This window comes from Polaribacter sp. MED152, from assembly GCF_000152945.2.
Lineage (GTDB): Bacteria > Bacteroidota > Bacteroidia > Flavobacteriales > Flavobacteriaceae > Polaribacter.
The window spans coordinates 617,303-632,055 of the sequence record NC_020830.1 but is presented as its reverse complement, the minus strand read 5'-3'; the positions used below and the strand labels follow the sequence as shown (position 1 = coordinate 632,055).

Sequence of the window (14,753 nt, the reverse complement as noted above, 5' to 3'; positions counted from 1 at the left end):
GCCTATCTTTATGCCCTATAAATAGTCACTTATTTTAATGGAACTTTATAAAGAAAATCAACTTAAAATATACAATTCTCTTTCTAAATCTAAAGAGGATTTTAAACCAATCACAGAAGGTTATGTAGGTATGTATGTTTGTGGGCCAACTGTTTACAGCAATGCACATTTAGGTAACGTTAGAACATTTATGTTTTTTGATGTAGTATATCGTTACTTACTGCATTTAGGTTATAAAGTTCGCTATGTACGTAATATTACAGATGCTGGTCATTTAGAAAATGATGCAGATGAGGGTGAAGATCGTATTTCTAAAAAAGCAAGATTAGAGGAAATAGAACCAATGGAAGTTGTACAGAAATATACAGTAGACTTTCATAATGTATTAGAGAATTACAATTTTTTACCACCAAGTATTGAGCCAACAGCAACAGGTCATATTGTAGAGCAAATAGAAATGATTAAGGAAATCATTGAAAAAGGTTTTGCTTATGAAGTGAATGGCTCTGTATATTTTGATGTTTTAGAATACAACAAAAAAGAAAATTACGGAATACTTTCTGGTAGAAAAGTTGAAGATTTAATTCATAATACAAGAACTTTAGATGGGCAATCAGATAAGAAAAACCCACAAGATTTTGCTTTATGGAAAAAAGCCGATGACAGGCATATTATGCGTTGGCCTTCTCCTTGGAGTGATGGTTTTCCTGGTTGGCATTTAGAATGTTCTGTAATGAGCACCAAATATTTAGGAGAAAGTTTTGATATTCATGGAGGAGGAATGGATTTAAAATTTCCACATCATGAATGTGAAATTGCACAATCTAAAACCTGTTCAGGGGTAAAACCTGTAAATTATTGGATGCATACAAACATGTTGTTGCTAAATAGCCAGAAAATGGCAAAATCTACAGGTAATTTTATTTTACCAAATGAAATTTTAACGGGTAATAATGATATTTTACCAAAAGCATTTTCTGCATCTGTAGTGCGTTTCTTTAATATGCAAGCCAATTATAGAAGTATTTTAGACTTTTCTGGTGATGCTTTAGAAGCTTCAGAAAAAGGGCATTCTAAATTAATGGAAGCTGTTGCATTTTTAGATAAAATTGAAGCAGGAAGTACATCTACTTTCAATGTTGAGAATTGGAAAAAAGATTGTTATGCAGCCATGAATGATGATTTTAATACACCAATTTTAATCTCTCATTTATTTGAGGCTGTTAAGCTAATCAATCAAATTAAAGAAGGTAAAGGTTCTTTAACAGAAACAGATTTAACTTTATTTAAAACTACCATAAAAGCTTTTGTTTTTGATGTTTTAGGTTTAATTGGCGAAGATGCTCAAGACAATTCAGACAAAGTAAAAGGTGTTGTAGAACTTTTAATTAAGTTACGAAAAGAAGCAAGAGAAAATAAAGATTGGGCCTTATCAGATCAAATTAGAGATGAGTTGGTTGCCTTAGGCATTCAGTTAAAAGATGGTAAAGAAGGCACTACCTTTTCTATAAATTAAATACAATTGAACTTTTTAGCTCAATTTTTATATCAGTAATTGAAAAAAATACTTTCATATCCTTTTATATTGTTGGTTCGTTTTTATCAAACAGCAATATCACCATTTACCCCAGCAACATGCAGGTATAGCCCAACTTGTTCTCATTATACAATAGAAGCTTTGCAAAAACATGGGTTATTTTCAGGAGGTTGGTTATCTTTGAAACGTATTTTTAGTTGTCATCCTTGGGGAGGTTCAGGTTATGACCCTGTACCAGAGAAGATTAAAGAAAAATAATTTTACTATTAATAAATTTTAAAAGCACATATGAATTTTTTAGCAATAAATTGGGATCCATCATTAGGTATCGATTTAGGATTTTTTGTAGTTCGTTGGTACAGTTTAATGTTTGTAGCTTCTTTTTTATTGGGTTTACATCTAATGAAGAAAATTTATATAAATGATAATATTCCTGTAGAAAAATTAGACACACTTTTTATGTACGTCTTTGTATCCATGTTAATTGGTATGAGATTAGGAGATGTCTTTTTTTACAGTTGGGATTATTATCAAGATCATTTATTAGAAATTATAATTCCGTTTAAACAAGTCAATGGCACTTGGAAATTTACAGGTTTTACAGGTTTTGCAAGTCATGGAGCAGCAATATCTATCATATTGGCAATGTATTTCTATGCTAAGAAACATTTAGAAAAACCATGGTTGTTTATCTTAGACAGATTAGCAATTATGGTAGCTCTAGCAGGTTTTTTTATTAGAACTGGTAACTTTTTCAATTCAGAAATTTATGGTAAAGCAACCAATTCTGACTTTGGAGTAATTTTTAAAGCAAATGGAGAAGATTTTGCTAGGCATCCTACTCAGTTATATGAAGCATTCAGTTATTTAATTCTGTTTTTTGCAATGTATTATTTGTACTGGAAAACAGATAAGAAAAATCAAACAGGATTTCTATTTGGTTTGTTTATGACAGTTTTATGGTCATTGCGTTTTTTCATAGAATTTTTGAAAGAAGCACAAGTAGATGGGAGAGAAGATTGGGTGTTCAATTCATTAAACACAGGCCAAGTTTTAAGCATACCATTAGTGTTAATTGGTATTTGGTTAATGGTTAGAAAAACTAAAAATACAGCAACAGTAGAGTAATGAAAAAATTAAAAGAAAGATGGGGAATAGAGAGTAATTGGTCTATTCTAGCTATTTTAATTGTATTTGCAATTAATGGTTCATTTGCTGCTTGGGTAGCCAAACCTGTTACGAATTTTTTAGGTTTAAATCCAGAAACTATTTCAGGTTGGATTTACTGGCCATTAAGAATATTACTTATTTTTCCAATTTACCAACTTACTTTACCAATTGTTGGCTGGGTATTTGGACAGTTTAAGTTCTTTTGGGCTTTTGAAAAAAAGTTTCTAACGAGATTAGGTTTAGGTTTTTTATTTAAGCAAGAAGATTAAATATCAATTATTACTGTTTCTTCGTTCTTATCTTCTTTTTTAATCACGTATTTATACACCCAAATGATTGTAAAGGTTGGTATAACATCTGAAAACGGAATGATTTCTTCTAAGAAACTGATTACACCAGCTGCTTTACCTAAATTACCTTTATACATTCTAGTCATTAAATAACCAGAAACTGGAGCCCAGATTAAATCGAAAGGAAGAATAGTAGCCATACCTATTGCATCAAAAATGATACTTAATATTAATTTTTTATATTTTTTGTTCATGCTTTATTATGTTCAAAATTCTTGCCAAAATTAAAGATGGTTTAAAATGGCATGTTTGTTAAAAGTAATTAATCAAAATGGATTTTAAAAAATTTACCAATCATATAGAGGAATTAAGACAACTAAAGTTAGGTGGCTTAGATGCACAATTTAAGTTAGCACCTAAACTTAGACTTAAATATGATCAACAAAAAATTGCAGCAAATAATCCTAAAAAGGCAGCAGTTTTGGCCTTATTTTACCCGAATAAAAAAAATGAAGCATCTATTTTGCTAACGCAAAGAGCTAGTTATAAAGGTACGCACTCTTCACAAATAAGTTTTCCTGGAGGTAAAGTAGAAAAGGGTGATAAAAATTTACAAGCAACAGCACTAAGAGAAGCGTTTGAAGAAGTTGGTATTCATAAATCTGATGTTACCATTATTCGTGAAATGACAGACGTTTACATTCCACCTAGCAATTTTTTAGCTACTCCTTTTATTGGTTATGCAATTAAGAAACCTAAATATTTAATTAATCATGAAGTGGAGAGTACTATAGAAATTACTGTAAATGACTTAATGTCAGATAGCAGTATTGTTTCAATTAATATGAATACTTCTTATATGGATAATGTAGATGTACCAGCATTTTCAATTGATAATAAAATAATTTGGGGTGCAACAGGTATGATGTTGTCAGAAATTAAAGATTTACTAAAAACTATCTATTAATAATTAGTTTTGTAAATTTGTTTAACGTTAAAAACACAGCTTAAATGCCATTATTTAAAAGAAATCCTTTTGGTCATCTTTTATTCTTAAAAAAAATGATTATTAGAATTTTTGGTATCATTTCTCATGGAAGATATCGAAAATTTAATAACCTAAATATAGAAGGTTCAGAGATTTTGAGAAACTTACCAGATAAGAATGTGCTCTTTATTTCAAATCATCAAACTTACTTTGCAGATGTTGCTGCCATGTTTCATGTATTTAATGCCTCTTTAAGTGGTAGAGAGGATTCTATTAAAAATATTGGCTACATCTGGAATCCAAAATTAAATATTTACTTTGTTGCAGCAGGTGAAACTATGAAATCTGGTTTGCTGCCAAAACTTTTTGCTTATGCAGGTTCTGTTTCTATTGATAGAACTTGGAGAAGCGCAGGTAAAGATGTAAAAAGACAGGTAAAAAATTCTGATATTTCTAATATAGGTAAAGCCATTAAAGATGGTTGGGTAATTACTTTTCCACAAGGTACAACAACGCCTTTTAAGCCAATTAGAAGAGGAACAGCGCATATAATTAAAACCTTTAAACCAATTGTAGTGCCTATTGTCATTGATGGTTTTAGACGTTCTTTTGATAAGAAAGGTTTAAATATTAAGCGAAAGAATGTATTACAGTCAATGGTGATAAAAGAGCCTTTAGAAATTGACTATGATAATGAAGATATTGCTGAAATTGTTACTAAAATAGAATATGCTATTGAACAACATCCTTCATTTTTAAAAGTACTTTCTCCAGAAGAAGCAGAAGAGTACTTAAAAACAGAAGAGGAGTTAAATAAGAAAAGAACTTTTTGGAAGTCTTAGTTACTTCACTTTATTCATTTTAATAAAAAAAGCTTCACAATACTGTGAAGCTTTTTTTATGATTTATAATTCGGTTTTTATTTTGCGGGTAATATTTTACCTACACATTCACCAAAGCCGATTCTTACCTTATCATTTTTACAATGAGCTCTCATAATTACAGTATCATTATCGTTTATAAATTTACGAGTAGAACCGTCTTTTAATTTAATTGGATTTTGACCTTTCCAAGTTAATTCTAGCATCGAACCAAAACTATCTTTGGTAGGTCCAGAAATAGTTCCAGAACCCATCATATCTCCAGCTTCAACTGGGCAACCATTAACAGTATGATGAGCCAATTGTTGAGCCATTGTCCAATACATATATTTAAAGTTAGAATTTGCCACAACTGTTTCTTCTGCATTTTCTGGTTGAATACCAACTTGTAAATGAATATCATAACTCCCTTTACCTTCTTGTTTTAAATAAGGTAATGGTTCTTGCACTTGCTTAGGGTTTTCAGTTCTAAATGGCTCTAAAGCATCTAAAGTAACAATCCATGGAGAAATTGTAGAAGCAAAATTCTTTCCTAAGAATGGGCCTAAAGGCACGTATTCCCATGCTTGAATATCTCTAGCAGACCAATCATTAAACTGTACTAAACCAAAAATATATTCTTCTGCTTCTTCAATAGGTATTCTATCACCTAAAACATTAGCATCTGTAGTAATAAAAGCCATTTCTAATTCAAAATCTACTAATTTACTTGGCCCAAAACCAGGTGTACTAGAACCTTCTGCAGGTTTAGTTTGTCCATAAGGTCTTCTAATTGGTGTTCCAGAAGGAATTATAGATGAACTACGACCATGATAGCCAATAGGTATATGCAACCAATTTGGCAATAATGCATTTTCTGGATCTCTAAATAACGAACCTACATTCGTAGCATGCTCTTTACTTGCATAAAAATCAGTATAATCACCAACAGCAACTGGTAACAACATTTCTACTTCATCCATTCTAAAGATGATTTTATCTTTATGATCTGCATTATCTCTTAAAGAACCATTGGTAACATCAAATACTTCTGCAATTCTATTACGAACCAATCTCCAAGTTTTACGACCATCAGCAATAAAGTCATTCAAGTTATCTTGTAAGAACATATCATCTGTAAGTGGTATACCCTCAAAATAACCCAATTGATGAAATGCACCTAAATCTATTGCAAAGTCACCAATTCTACTTCCTATTGTAATAATATCATCTCTTGTAATAAAAACACCAAAAGGAATATTCTGAATAGGGAAATCTGAATTTTCCTCTACCTTTAACCAAGATTTTCTTTTTGGATTATTTGCAGTTATAATCATCTTTACTTTTTTTTCGTTTATTCAAACCTACATAATTTTTTCTCATTTTAAAACTAAATTTTTATTAAAAATTCAATTTTAATATTAGTTTAATCTATTAAGAATAATTATTAATAACTTGTTGAAAACATGGCAAAAATACCTTTACTAACATATCTATTTTAATTATTTTTGTTAACTTAATAAATAACAGCAAAATGCAAATAGACAATCAAATTTTTGACCTTATTCAAGAGGAAAAAGAAAGACAATTAAATGGTTTAGAATTAATAGCATCTGAAAACTTTGTGAGCGACCAAGTTATGCAAGCTCAAGGATCTATTTTAACCAATAAATATGCTGAAGGATATCCAGGAAAAAGATATTATGGAGGTTGTGAAATTGTAGATATTGTAGAACAAATTGCAATTGATAGAGCTAAAGAATTATTTGGTGCAGAGTATGTAAATGTTCAGCCTCACTCAGGTTCTCAGGCAAATACTGCTGTTTTTGCAGCTTGTTTAAAGCCAGGAGATAAAATTTTAGGTTTTGATTTATCTCATGGAGGGCATTTAACTCATGGTTCTCCTGTTAACTTTTCTGGTAAGTTATATGAAACTTCTTTTTATGGTGTAGACAAAGAAACAGGAGTTTTAGATTATGATAAAATTCAAGAAACTGCAACTGCTGAATTACCAAACTTAATTATTGCTGGTGCTTCTGCTTATTCTAGAGATATTGACTTTAAACGTTTTAGAGAAATTGCTGATTCTGTTGGTGCTATTTTAATGGCAGATATTTCTCATCCAGCAGGTATGATTGCTAAAGGTATTTTAAATGACCCAATACCTCATTGTCATATTGTAACTTCTACTACGCATAAAACTTTAAGAGGGCCAAGAGGTGGAATTATAATGGTTGGTAAAGATTTCGAAAATCCGTTTGGAGAAACGTTAAAAAGCGGTAAGCCTAAAATGATGTCTATGTTGTTAAACTCTGCTGTTTTTCCTGGTAATCAAGGAGGACCTTTAGAGCATGTAATTGCAGCCAAGGCAATAGCTTTTGGAGAGGCTTTAACAGATGAGTTTTTAGAATACCAAATTCAAGTAAAAGAAAATGCAGCAGCTATGGCTAAAGCATTTGTATCAAAAGGTTACGATTTAATTTCTGGTGGAACAGATAACCACTGTATGTTAATCGATCTTAGAAATAAAAACATTTCTGGTAAAGATGCAGAAATCGCTTTAGGTAAAGCAGACATTACAGTGAACAAAAACATGGTTCCTTTTGATGATAAAAGTCCTTTTGTAACTTCTGGTATTCGTGTAGGAACGCCTGCTATTACAACACGTGGTTTAAAAACTGAAGATATGGAAGCTGTTGTAAACTTTATAGATGAAGCTATACAAAATGCTGATAATGAAGAAGCTTTACATGAAATAGGAGAGCGTGTTTCTGATATGATGAGTTCTAGAAGACTTTTTGTAATGTAACAACATATAAAATCTCAAAATACTAAAAGCATCAAGTTTATTTCTTGATGCTTTTTTATATCTTACAATCAGAAAAAAAATTATGGATACTTATTTTATAGCTACAGTTTTAATTTTCTTATCAGCTGTTTTTGGATACATCAATGTTAAGTTTTTAAAAATGCCAAATACCATTGGTTTAATGATTATTACAATCATTTTTACTTTGGGAGTTTTGTTGTATAGTTATGTAGATCCAACCTTGCTAAACTTAGAAAAATCAATTATTTCTAATATTGATTTTAAATCGGTTTTATTAGATGAAATGCTTAGTTTTCTATTATTTGCTGGTGCATTACATACCAATTTTGAACAGTTAAAAATTCAACGTTGGCCAATTCTACTATTTTCAACATTAGGTGTTTTAACATCTACTTTTCTTGTGGGTACAGTAATGTATTTTGTTTTGCAACTTTTAGGTTTTGAAATTGGGTTTATTTACTGTTTATTATTTGGAGCATTAATATCACCAACAGATCCTATTGCAGTATTAGGAATTTTGAAAAAAGCAGGCGTACCTAAAAAGTTAGAAACAAAAATTGTAGGTGAGTCCTTATTTAATGATGGAGTAGGAGTTGTAATTTTTTTAACGATATTTCAAATTGCAAAATCTGGTATCGATGACACTGAAGCTTTTGATGTGATACAATTATTTGGACAAGAAGTATTAGGTGGTATTTTACTAGGAGCTCTTTTAGGCTATATTTCTTATAGATTAATAAAGTCTATTGATGATTATGATATTGAAGTTATTATTACTCTTGCAGCAGTTATGGGAGGTACACTTATTGCACAAAAATTTCATTTATCTGCACCATTAGCAATGGTAACAGCTGGTTTAATTGTTGGTAATGATACTATAAGATCTTCTTCTATGTCTGAAACCACAGAAAAGTATGTAGATAAATTCTGGGAGCTATTAGATATTCTTTTAAACGCAATCTTGTTTGTTTTAATTGGTATGGAAATGCTAATTCTTGTTTTAGAAGGTAAGTATATTGTAGCAGGTTTAATAGCAATTCCTGTAGTTTTAGTATGCAGATATATTTCTTTATTTCTGCCAATTAATCTATTTAAAAAGAAATTAAATTTTGTGCCCAAAACAAATTTAATAATGACTTGGGGTGGTTTAAGAGGAGGAATTTCTATTGCATTAGCCTTAGGTTTATCTGCAGAAATGTATCGAGATTTATTTTTAGTGATAACCTATATTGTAGTAGTATTTTCAATTATAGCCCAAGGTTTAACTGTAGGTGGTTTAGTAAAGAAATATAAAAAAGAAGTATAATTAAGTCATAAAAAAAGTACTAAGGAATATTCTTTAGTACTTTTTGTTTATTGTAAATATAAATTACCAGCTTTTTATAGCTTCAGCAATTTCGTCTTTGGTTTTACCATATTTTTCTTGGATTTCTCCAAATAGCTTATCTTTTTTACCTTCTGCTTCTGCCGATTCATCATTAGCTATTTCTCCATAAGTTTCTTTAAACTCACCTTTTATCTGTTTCCAAGTTCCTTCGTTTGTGTCTTTATTCATAACATTAGTTTTAATTTTATAATACAAATTTTAGAGTGTATATTCTCTATTTATCTTTGTTCTCAGAATTCTGAATTTTATCAGCAATTCTTTTATCAGAGTTATCTGTAGCAGAATGCACTTGGTTTTCTAATTTTTCTTTATCTGTGCCTTCTAATCTATTTTTACTACTGTCTTTATCTTTATAACCCTCTTTTACTGTTCCTTTTAAGGGATGCAATCCTCTTTCGTGTTTGTCTGTGCTCATAGTTATATTTTTAAGATAATTTGTTTAATATTTTTCTTTGAAGTGATTCATGATCGGCTTCAATTTTTTCGATTTCCTTAATATCTTTACCTATTAAAATCTCTTTACCATCATTATTATTTTCTGATTTTAAGATTTTAGTTTCTTCTGTATGAATATCTGGTTTACCTACAATATGACTTGTAGTATCATCAGTTTTAACATCTTTATAAAGATCTGTATTAAGTTCTTCTTTGTTTTCTTTTGATTTATTATCAGTACTCATAAATTGTTGATTTTTAGATTCAAATCAAATTTATGACATATATAGAGTAGTCGTTTGTGGTATCAATTCAAATATTAACTCAAAAGAAAATTATTCTTCCAATTGTGCTCTTTTAATAATATTTTCTGGCATAGATTTTTTAGCTTTTGCACCCATCTTTTTTAATTTTTCAACACTGGTAATTAAGTTTCCTCTACCTTCAACAAGTTTGTTCATGGCACCTGAATACTCCTTTTTGCTATCGTCAATGCGTTTACCAATGCTTACTAAATCTGTAAGTAAACCTTGAAATTTATCGTACAAAGCCCCAGCTTGCCTTGCAATTTCAATGGCATTTCTTTGTTGCTTTTCATTATTCCACATAGAATCTATAGTTCTTAAAGTGGCTAATAAAGTTGATGGAGTTACAATTACAATGTTTTTTTCGAAAGCTTTATTATATAGATGCTTATCAGAATTTAAAGCTACTGCAAATGCAGGTTCTATTGGGATAAAGAGCAATACAAAGTCTGGTGATTCAATTTGGTAAATATCTTCGTATTTCTTTTCAGAAAGTTGTTCTATATGTCTTTTTAAAGAGTTTACATGCTCCTTTAAATACTGTATTTTAAGAGTTTCATCTTCTTCGTTCGTAAATCGTTCATAGGCTACTAACGAAACCTTAGAATCCACAATCATTTTCTTGTTATCAGGTAAGTGAATAACAACATCTGGCAATACTTTTTTACCTTCATTTGTTGTAAAACTTTGCTGTACAAAGTATTCTCTATCCTTTTCTAAGCCTGACTTTTCTAGCACTCGTTCTAATACCAATTCACCCCAATTACCTTGCATTTTAGAATCCCCCTTTAAAGCCTTTGTAAGATTTATAGTGTCTTTGCTCATTTGGGCATTCAATTCTTTTAAGTGGTCTAATTGTGTTTTTAGTGCAGATTGAAATCCAGCTCTTTTTTCATCACTATCAGAAACCTTTTTTTCAAAAGTTTGAATTTTCTTTTCTAATGGTTCTAAAATATTTTTAATGTTTTCTCTATTCTGATTGGTAAATTTTGTTGACTTTTCTTCTAAAATTTTGTTTGCCAAAACCTCAAAATCATTAGTGAATTTCTTCTGTAAATTTTCAACTTCTTGCTTGTGCTCCTCTAATTTGCTTTTCAGATTTTTTATATCAGATTCTTGAGTAGTATTTATTCTAAGTAAACTCTCTTTTTCTAATTGATTTGTTTTTATGTCTTTTTGCAATTCAATAAAATTATTTTCTAAGGTGTCTTTAGCTTGCTGTAACAATAAAACGCGCTCTTCGAATGTAGATTTCTCTTTTTCTAAATTTGTTTTCTCTTTTTCAAAATTTACTTTGGCTAAAAGTTTACCTATATAAAGACCTATAAAGCTAAAAATCAGTGCAATTAAAAAGTAAGCTATCAATTCTATCATTGTATCAATTTAAGTCCTTAAATTTATCACTTTTAAAAGAGAGAATGAAAAGAATCGCAAAATTTATATTGTTTACTATTTTAGGCTGGAAAATAGATGGTTTTTTTCCTACTGATATTAAAAAATATGTTGTTATTGCTGCTCCTCATACAAGTTGGGTAGATTTTCCTATTGCCATTTTAGCAAGAATAAGTTCTGGTATAATGATACACTTTATTGGTAAAGCTTCACTATTTAATGGGCCTTTTGGTTTTTTCTTTAGAGCTTTAGGAGGCACACCTGTAGATAGAACTAAAAACAATAATTTGGTTGATGCTATTATTGCTATTTTTAATAGTAAAGACGAATTTAAATTGGGTTTATCACCTGAAGGAACTAGAAAAAAAGTAACAACTTGGAAAACTGGATTCTATTACATAGCCAAAGGTGCAAATGTGCCTATAGTTATGGCTACTTTAGATTTTGAAAATAAAACGATAAAAATATCAGCACCTTTTTATCCTACAGATGACAAAGAATCTGACTTTAAATTTTTGCGATCATTCTATAAAAACATAAAAGGGAAAAACCCTGATTTGTCTTAGTTAATTAGGCTAACTACTTATAAACGTGTATACTTGCGCAGTATTTCTCTTAATATATAAGATGTAGGGGTTTTCTATTGCAAGAGAAATTAACTATAGTTTTCTATTGTTTCAATGGGTCTTCAGAAAGAAATTTCTGAAGACTTTTTTATTGGTATTTAATAGCTACTTTTTTTGCAATACCTACTATAACTTCTGTTGCTTTAATCATAGATTCAACAGGAACGTATTCAAAACGCCCATGAAAATTATGTCCGCCCGCAAAAATATTTGGGCAGGGCAATCCTTTATAAGAAAGTTGAGAACCATCAGTACCACCTCTAATTGGTTTTATTAATGGTGTAATACCTATTTCGTTCATAACTTCTTCAACAATATCTACAATATGCATAACAGGAGTTACCTTTTCTTTCATATTAAAATATTGATTTTTGATAGCTACTTGTATAAAATCATCTCCCAATTTTTTGTTGATATCAAAGGCTATTTTTTGCATAAGATATTTCCTCTTTTCGAAAATATCAAAATCATGATCTCTAATAATGTATTCTAAAACAGTTTCTTCTACATCACCTTTTGCATCATGTAAATGAAAAAAACCTTCATAACCTTCTGTTTTTTCTGGTACTTCTTCAGAAGTACAGCTGCAATATTTCATTAGCAATTAGCAATGAATTAATCATTTTGCCTTTTGCATATCCTGGATGCACAATTTTACCTTTTACAGTAACTTTTGCACTAGCTGCATTAAAATTTTCGTATTCTAATTCTCCAATCTGACTTCCATCCATAGTATAAGCCCAATCTGCACCAAATTTCTCCACATCGAACAAATGAGCTCCTTTACCAACTTCTTCATCTGGAGTAAAACAAATTCTAATTTTACCATGTTTAATTTCAGGATGTTTAACCAAATACTCCATTGCAGATACTATTTCTGTAACTCCAGCTTTATCGTCTGCACCCAATAGAGTAGTACCATCTGTGGTAATTATAGTCTGACCTTTATACTGTTTTAAATCATCAAAATAACTTGAAGAAAGTACAATGTTAAGTTCTTTATTAAGTACAATATCATTACCATTGTAATTTTCTATGATTTGAGGTTTTACATTAGCACCAGTAAAATCTGGGCTTGTATCTATATGAGAAATAAAACCAATTGTAGGCACTTCAAAATCTAAATTACTTGGTAAAGTAGCCATGATGTAACAATTTTCATCTAATTCTACATCTTCTAAACCAATAGCTTTTAATTCTTTTTCTAAAATTCTAGCTAAGGTCCATTGCTTTTCTGTGCTTGGAAAGGCAGGATTGTTAGGATCTGATTCAGTATCTATAGTTACGTAACTTAAAAATCGATTTGTAATTTGTTTTTTATCAATCATTTAGTATTGATTTAGTTTTATGTTTTCAATTAAAGACAATGCCTTGCATCTTCTTTCTGCGATAGCTTTATCACCATACAATTCTATTTTGGCCAAAACAAAATTTGACGAATTTAGATGTATAAAAATACTACAAATTTGATATTTTAAGTTGTTCTTTTTGCCTTTAAATATCATGTAAATTGCTTTGGTATTGTTATAATTAAAAACTCTGTTTTCAACCATAATCAATTTTTTTTGTAGATATTCTTGTTCTTGTTTTAGTATGAAATTTTCATTAATTATTAGTTCTTTATTGATATAAGAAACATCTAACAAAATAGATTCTGTTAAGTTTTTTGAAGTATCTGCGCTAAAAATAGAAGATTGAATTTGGTCTTGATAAAGATTTGTTTCCCACTCTTTTGGCAGTTTTAAAGAAAATAGGCTTTTAGAATCCTCGACTTCTTCCAGATTTTTTAAGATAGATGTATTACAATCAAAATCTTCTAATGGTTGAAAAGGTTTTGAACAGGATTGTAAACTAACAACTATAATAAGAATTAAAATTTTTTTCATCTATTCTAATCTAAATTTTGCAATTTTATTGCTCCCACTTAACCAAGCATTGTTATGGTCTACAAAAGTAATAGCGTAAAAACCTTTGTCTGAAATTTCTACCCAGTTTAAACCACCATCTTTAGAATAAGAAATACCTGTTTTGCCTACAGCAAAAATCTCTTTACCATTTGAATTTGGCACATAAGCAACTCCGCTTTTGTAATTAGGATTTTGGTTATTTGCTACCAAAGACCAAGTTAAACCACCATCTTTAGTTATTGCTTTATTGGCCTTGTTTTCTTGTGGTTTAGCATAGTTGCCTCCAATAATAATTCCCGTTTTTTCGTCATAAAAATCCATTGAATAAATTCCTTGAGGGCCATCTCCTTTTATAATAGGAGTATCAAAAATTTGCCAGGTTTTACCATAGTCTGTAGATTTTAAAATTCGCGCTTTTTTACCACCAGAAGCTATCCAAACTGTACTACCTATTGTTTTAATATTGGTATTGCTAGCAGCAAAAAAAGCTTCTCCTTCTTCAAAATCAGGTAAATTATCACAAGATAGTTTCTGCCAAGTTTCTCCACCATCAGCAGTTAAAATTATTGAAGCACAGTTTTCTGTTGGATCTCCAACAGCAATTCCATGTAAATTATCATCAAAAAATTTCATAGAATCATAAAATACCTTTTCATGGTCTTCTCTATATACCAAAGAATATTCACCCTCTGTAATTTTATATAAGAGAGCAGGATTACCTATTGATAAGGCAAAATAATCTTTACCATTAAAAGCTAAACTTCTAAAATGTGGTAAAATACTGTCTGAAAATTCAATGTTTAGGGCATTTAAAGAAACACCTTCATTAGTCTTAAAACCAACATCTCCTCTAGAACCAGCGTAAAAAACTTTTGTAGAATCTGTAGCATGAATGGCTCTAATACTAGAGTTAATTATGTTAAACTCTTGAATGTCAATTGATTTTATATTTCTAGGTTGATATTCTTCCTTGCACGAATACAATAAAACAAATGTGAGTAGAAGTAGCGCAATTCTTTTCATTTT

17 protein-coding genes and 1 pseudogene are annotated in these 14,753 nt (G+C 30.0%); 9 read left to right on the top strand and 9 right to left on the bottom strand.

The window, feature by feature from the left end; all coding sequences use genetic code 11:
- Positions 1–37: 37 nt before the first annotated feature.
- From cysS to MED152_RS02970, 4 genes are read left to right on the top strand one after another with little or no spacing between them, the layout of a single operon-like run.
- A complete protein-coding gene (cysS, locus tag MED152_RS02985) occupies positions 38–1,516 on the top strand; it encodes a cysteine--tRNA ligase (RefSeq protein ID WP_015480373.1) in 1,479 nt (492 codons plus the stop codon).
- Between the two features lie 39 nt (positions 1,517–1,555).
- Complete coding sequence (gene yidD, locus MED152_RS02980; protein WP_041383333.1) at positions 1,556–1,795, top strand: membrane protein insertion efficiency factor YidD; 240 nt, start codon at positions 1,556–1,558, stop codon at positions 1,793–1,795.
- 30 nt (positions 1,796–1,825) lie between these two features.
- Positions 1,826–2,665, top strand: coding sequence for a prolipoprotein diacylglyceryl transferase (lgt, locus tag MED152_RS02975; protein ID WP_015480372.1), 840 nt, complete (start codon positions 1,826–1,828; stop codon positions 2,663–2,665).
- Entirely contained in the window at positions 2,665–2,976 is a 312-nt protein-coding gene (locus tag MED152_RS02970) for a DUF6787 family protein (RefSeq protein WP_015480371.1), read from the top strand. The genes lgt and MED152_RS02970 overlap by 1 nt, the downstream gene beginning before the upstream one ends.
- Here the strand turns inward: MED152_RS02970 and MED152_RS02965 are convergent.
- Positions 2,973–3,251 carry a hypothetical protein gene (locus MED152_RS02965; protein WP_015480370.1) on the bottom strand — a complete coding sequence of 93 codons (279 nt, stop codon included), beginning with the start codon at positions 3,249–3,251 and terminating at the stop codon, positions 2,973–2,975. The two genes, MED152_RS02970 and MED152_RS02965, sit on opposite strands and share 4 nt — an antisense overlap.
- Before the next feature lie 77 nt (positions 3,252–3,328).
- Between MED152_RS02965 and MED152_RS02960 the strand changes: the two genes are divergently transcribed.
- Both MED152_RS02960 and MED152_RS02955 read left to right on the top strand, forming a co-directional pair.
- Entirely contained in the window at positions 3,329–3,964 is a 636-nt protein-coding gene (locus MED152_RS02960) for a CoA pyrophosphatase (RefSeq protein WP_015480369.1), read from the top strand.
- A 44-nt stretch (positions 3,965–4,008) separates the two neighbouring features.
- Positions 4,009–4,827, top strand: coding sequence for a 1-acyl-sn-glycerol-3-phosphate acyltransferase (locus MED152_RS02955; RefSeq protein WP_015480368.1), 819 nt, complete (start codon positions 4,009–4,011; stop codon positions 4,825–4,827).
- Positions 4,828–4,904: 77 nt separating this feature from the next.
- On the opposite strand, the gene fahA is transcribed toward MED152_RS02955, so the two are convergent.
- Positions 4,905–6,182 carry a fumarylacetoacetase gene (gene fahA / locus MED152_RS02950; RefSeq protein ID WP_015480367.1) on the bottom strand — a complete coding sequence of 426 codons (1,278 nt, stop codon included), beginning with the start codon at positions 6,180–6,182 and terminating at the stop codon, positions 4,905–4,907.
- Between the two features lie 197 nt (positions 6,183–6,379).
- Here fahA and glyA point away from each other — a divergent pair, with 197 nt between their 5' ends.
- Together glyA and MED152_RS02940 are read left to right on the top strand one after the other, a co-directional pair.
- The gene (glyA, locus tag MED152_RS02945) at positions 6,380–7,654 is read left to right on the top strand and encodes a serine hydroxymethyltransferase (RefSeq protein WP_015480366.1); all 1,275 of its coding nucleotides are present in this window, start codon (positions 6,380–6,382) and stop codon (positions 7,652–7,654) included.
- Between the two features lie 82 nt (positions 7,655–7,736).
- Entirely contained in the window at positions 7,737–8,981 is a 1,245-nt protein-coding gene (locus MED152_RS02940) for a sodium:proton antiporter (RefSeq protein WP_015480365.1), read from the top strand.
- A 63-nt stretch (positions 8,982–9,044) separates the two neighbouring features.
- On the opposite strand, the gene MED152_RS02935 is transcribed toward MED152_RS02940, so the two are convergent.
- From MED152_RS02935 to rmuC, 4 genes are all read right to left on the bottom strand, one after another.
- The gene (locus tag MED152_RS02935) at positions 9,045–9,230 is read right to left on the bottom strand and encodes a CsbD family protein (RefSeq protein ID WP_015480364.1); all 186 of its coding nucleotides are present in this window, start codon (positions 9,228–9,230) and stop codon (positions 9,045–9,047) included.
- Between the two features lie 46 nt (positions 9,231–9,276).
- Positions 9,277–9,477, bottom strand: a complete 201-nt coding sequence (locus MED152_RS02930; protein ID WP_015480363.1) for a hypothetical protein — start codon at positions 9,475–9,477, stop codon at positions 9,277–9,279.
- 10 nt (positions 9,478–9,487) lie between these two features.
- Complete coding sequence (locus MED152_RS02925; protein ID WP_015480362.1) at positions 9,488–9,742, bottom strand: hypothetical protein; 255 nt, start codon at positions 9,740–9,742, stop codon at positions 9,488–9,490.
- A 90-nt stretch (positions 9,743–9,832) separates the two neighbouring features.
- Complete coding sequence (gene rmuC, locus MED152_RS02920) at positions 9,833–11,176, bottom strand: DNA recombination protein RmuC (protein WP_015480361.1); 1,344 nt, start codon at positions 11,174–11,176, stop codon at positions 9,833–9,835.
- Positions 11,177–11,220: 44 nt separating this feature from the next.
- On the opposite strand from rmuC, the gene MED152_RS02915 reads away from it, so the two are divergent.
- Entirely contained in the window at positions 11,221–11,760 is a 540-nt protein-coding gene (locus tag MED152_RS02915) for a 1-acyl-sn-glycerol-3-phosphate acyltransferase (protein ID WP_015480360.1), read from the top strand.
- Positions 11,761–11,908: 148 nt separating this feature from the next.
- Here the strand turns inward: MED152_RS02915 and pepT are convergent.
- The 3 genes and pseudogenes from pepT to MED152_RS02900 all read right to left on the bottom strand — a co-directional run bounded on the left by pepT (position 11,909) and on the right by MED152_RS02900 (position 14,750).
- Positions 11,909–13,148: pseudogene (pepT, locus tag MED152_RS02910) on the bottom strand (peptidase T).
- Positions 13,149–13,706: a hypothetical protein gene (locus MED152_RS02905; RefSeq protein ID WP_015480357.1), complete on the bottom strand. Its 558-nt coding sequence runs from the start codon at positions 13,704–13,706 to the stop codon at positions 13,149–13,151. It abuts the pseudogene before it with no gap.
- Positions 13,707–14,750 carry an oxidoreductase gene (locus MED152_RS02900; protein WP_015480356.1) on the bottom strand — a complete coding sequence of 348 codons (1,044 nt, stop codon included), beginning with the start codon at positions 14,748–14,750 and terminating at the stop codon, positions 13,707–13,709.
- Between the last annotated feature and the right edge of the window lie 3 nt (positions 14,751–14,753).

What these genes read in the sequence shown, in the direction of transcription:
- cysS (WP_015480373.1), top strand. Translation starts at nt 38, where the DNA reads ATGGAACTTTATAAAGAAAATCAACTTAAAATATACAATTCTCTTTCT.
- lgt (WP_015480372.1), top strand. Translation starts at nt 1,826, where the DNA reads ATGAATTTTTTAGCAATAAATTGGGATCCATCATTAGGTATCGATTTA.
- MED152_RS02970 (WP_015480371.1), top strand. Translation starts at nt 2,665, where the DNA reads ATGAAAAAATTAAAAGAAAGATGGGGAATAGAGAGTAATTGGTCTATT.
- MED152_RS02965 (WP_015480370.1), bottom strand. Translation starts at nt 3,251, where the DNA reads ATGAACAAAAAATATAAAAAATTAATATTAAGTATCATTTTTGATGCA.
- MED152_RS02960 (WP_015480369.1), top strand. Translation starts at nt 3,329, where the DNA reads ATGGATTTTAAAAAATTTACCAATCATATAGAGGAATTAAGACAACTA.
- MED152_RS02955 (WP_015480368.1), top strand. Translation starts at nt 4,009, where the DNA reads ATGCCATTATTTAAAAGAAATCCTTTTGGTCATCTTTTATTCTTAAAA.
- fahA (WP_015480367.1), bottom strand. Translation starts at nt 6,182, where the DNA reads ATGATTATAACTGCAAATAATCCAAAAAGAAAATCTTGGTTAAAGGTA.
- glyA (WP_015480366.1), top strand. Translation starts at nt 6,380, where the DNA reads ATGCAAATAGACAATCAAATTTTTGACCTTATTCAAGAGGAAAAAGAA.
- MED152_RS02940 (WP_015480365.1), top strand. Translation starts at nt 7,737, where the DNA reads ATGGATACTTATTTTATAGCTACAGTTTTAATTTTCTTATCAGCTGTT.
- MED152_RS02935 (WP_015480364.1), bottom strand. Translation starts at nt 9,230, where the DNA reads ATGAATAAAGACACAAACGAAGGAACTTGGAAACAGATAAAAGGTGAG.
- MED152_RS02930 (WP_015480363.1), bottom strand. Translation starts at nt 9,477, where the DNA reads ATGAGCACAGACAAACACGAAAGAGGATTGCATCCCTTAAAAGGAACA.
- MED152_RS02925 (WP_015480362.1), bottom strand. Translation starts at nt 9,742, where the DNA reads ATGAGTACTGATAATAAATCAAAAGAAAACAAAGAAGAACTTAATACA.
- rmuC (WP_015480361.1), bottom strand. Translation starts at nt 11,176, where the DNA reads ATGATAGAATTGATAGCTTACTTTTTAATTGCACTGATTTTTAGCTTT.
- MED152_RS02915 (WP_015480360.1), top strand. Translation starts at nt 11,221, where the DNA reads ATGAAAAGAATCGCAAAATTTATATTGTTTACTATTTTAGGCTGGAAA.
- MED152_RS02905 (WP_015480357.1), bottom strand. Translation starts at nt 13,706, where the DNA reads ATGAAAAAAATTTTAATTCTTATTATAGTTGTTAGTTTACAATCCTGT.
- MED152_RS02900 (WP_015480356.1), bottom strand. Translation starts at nt 14,750, where the DNA reads ATGAAAAGAATTGCGCTACTTCTACTCACATTTGTTTTATTGTATTCG.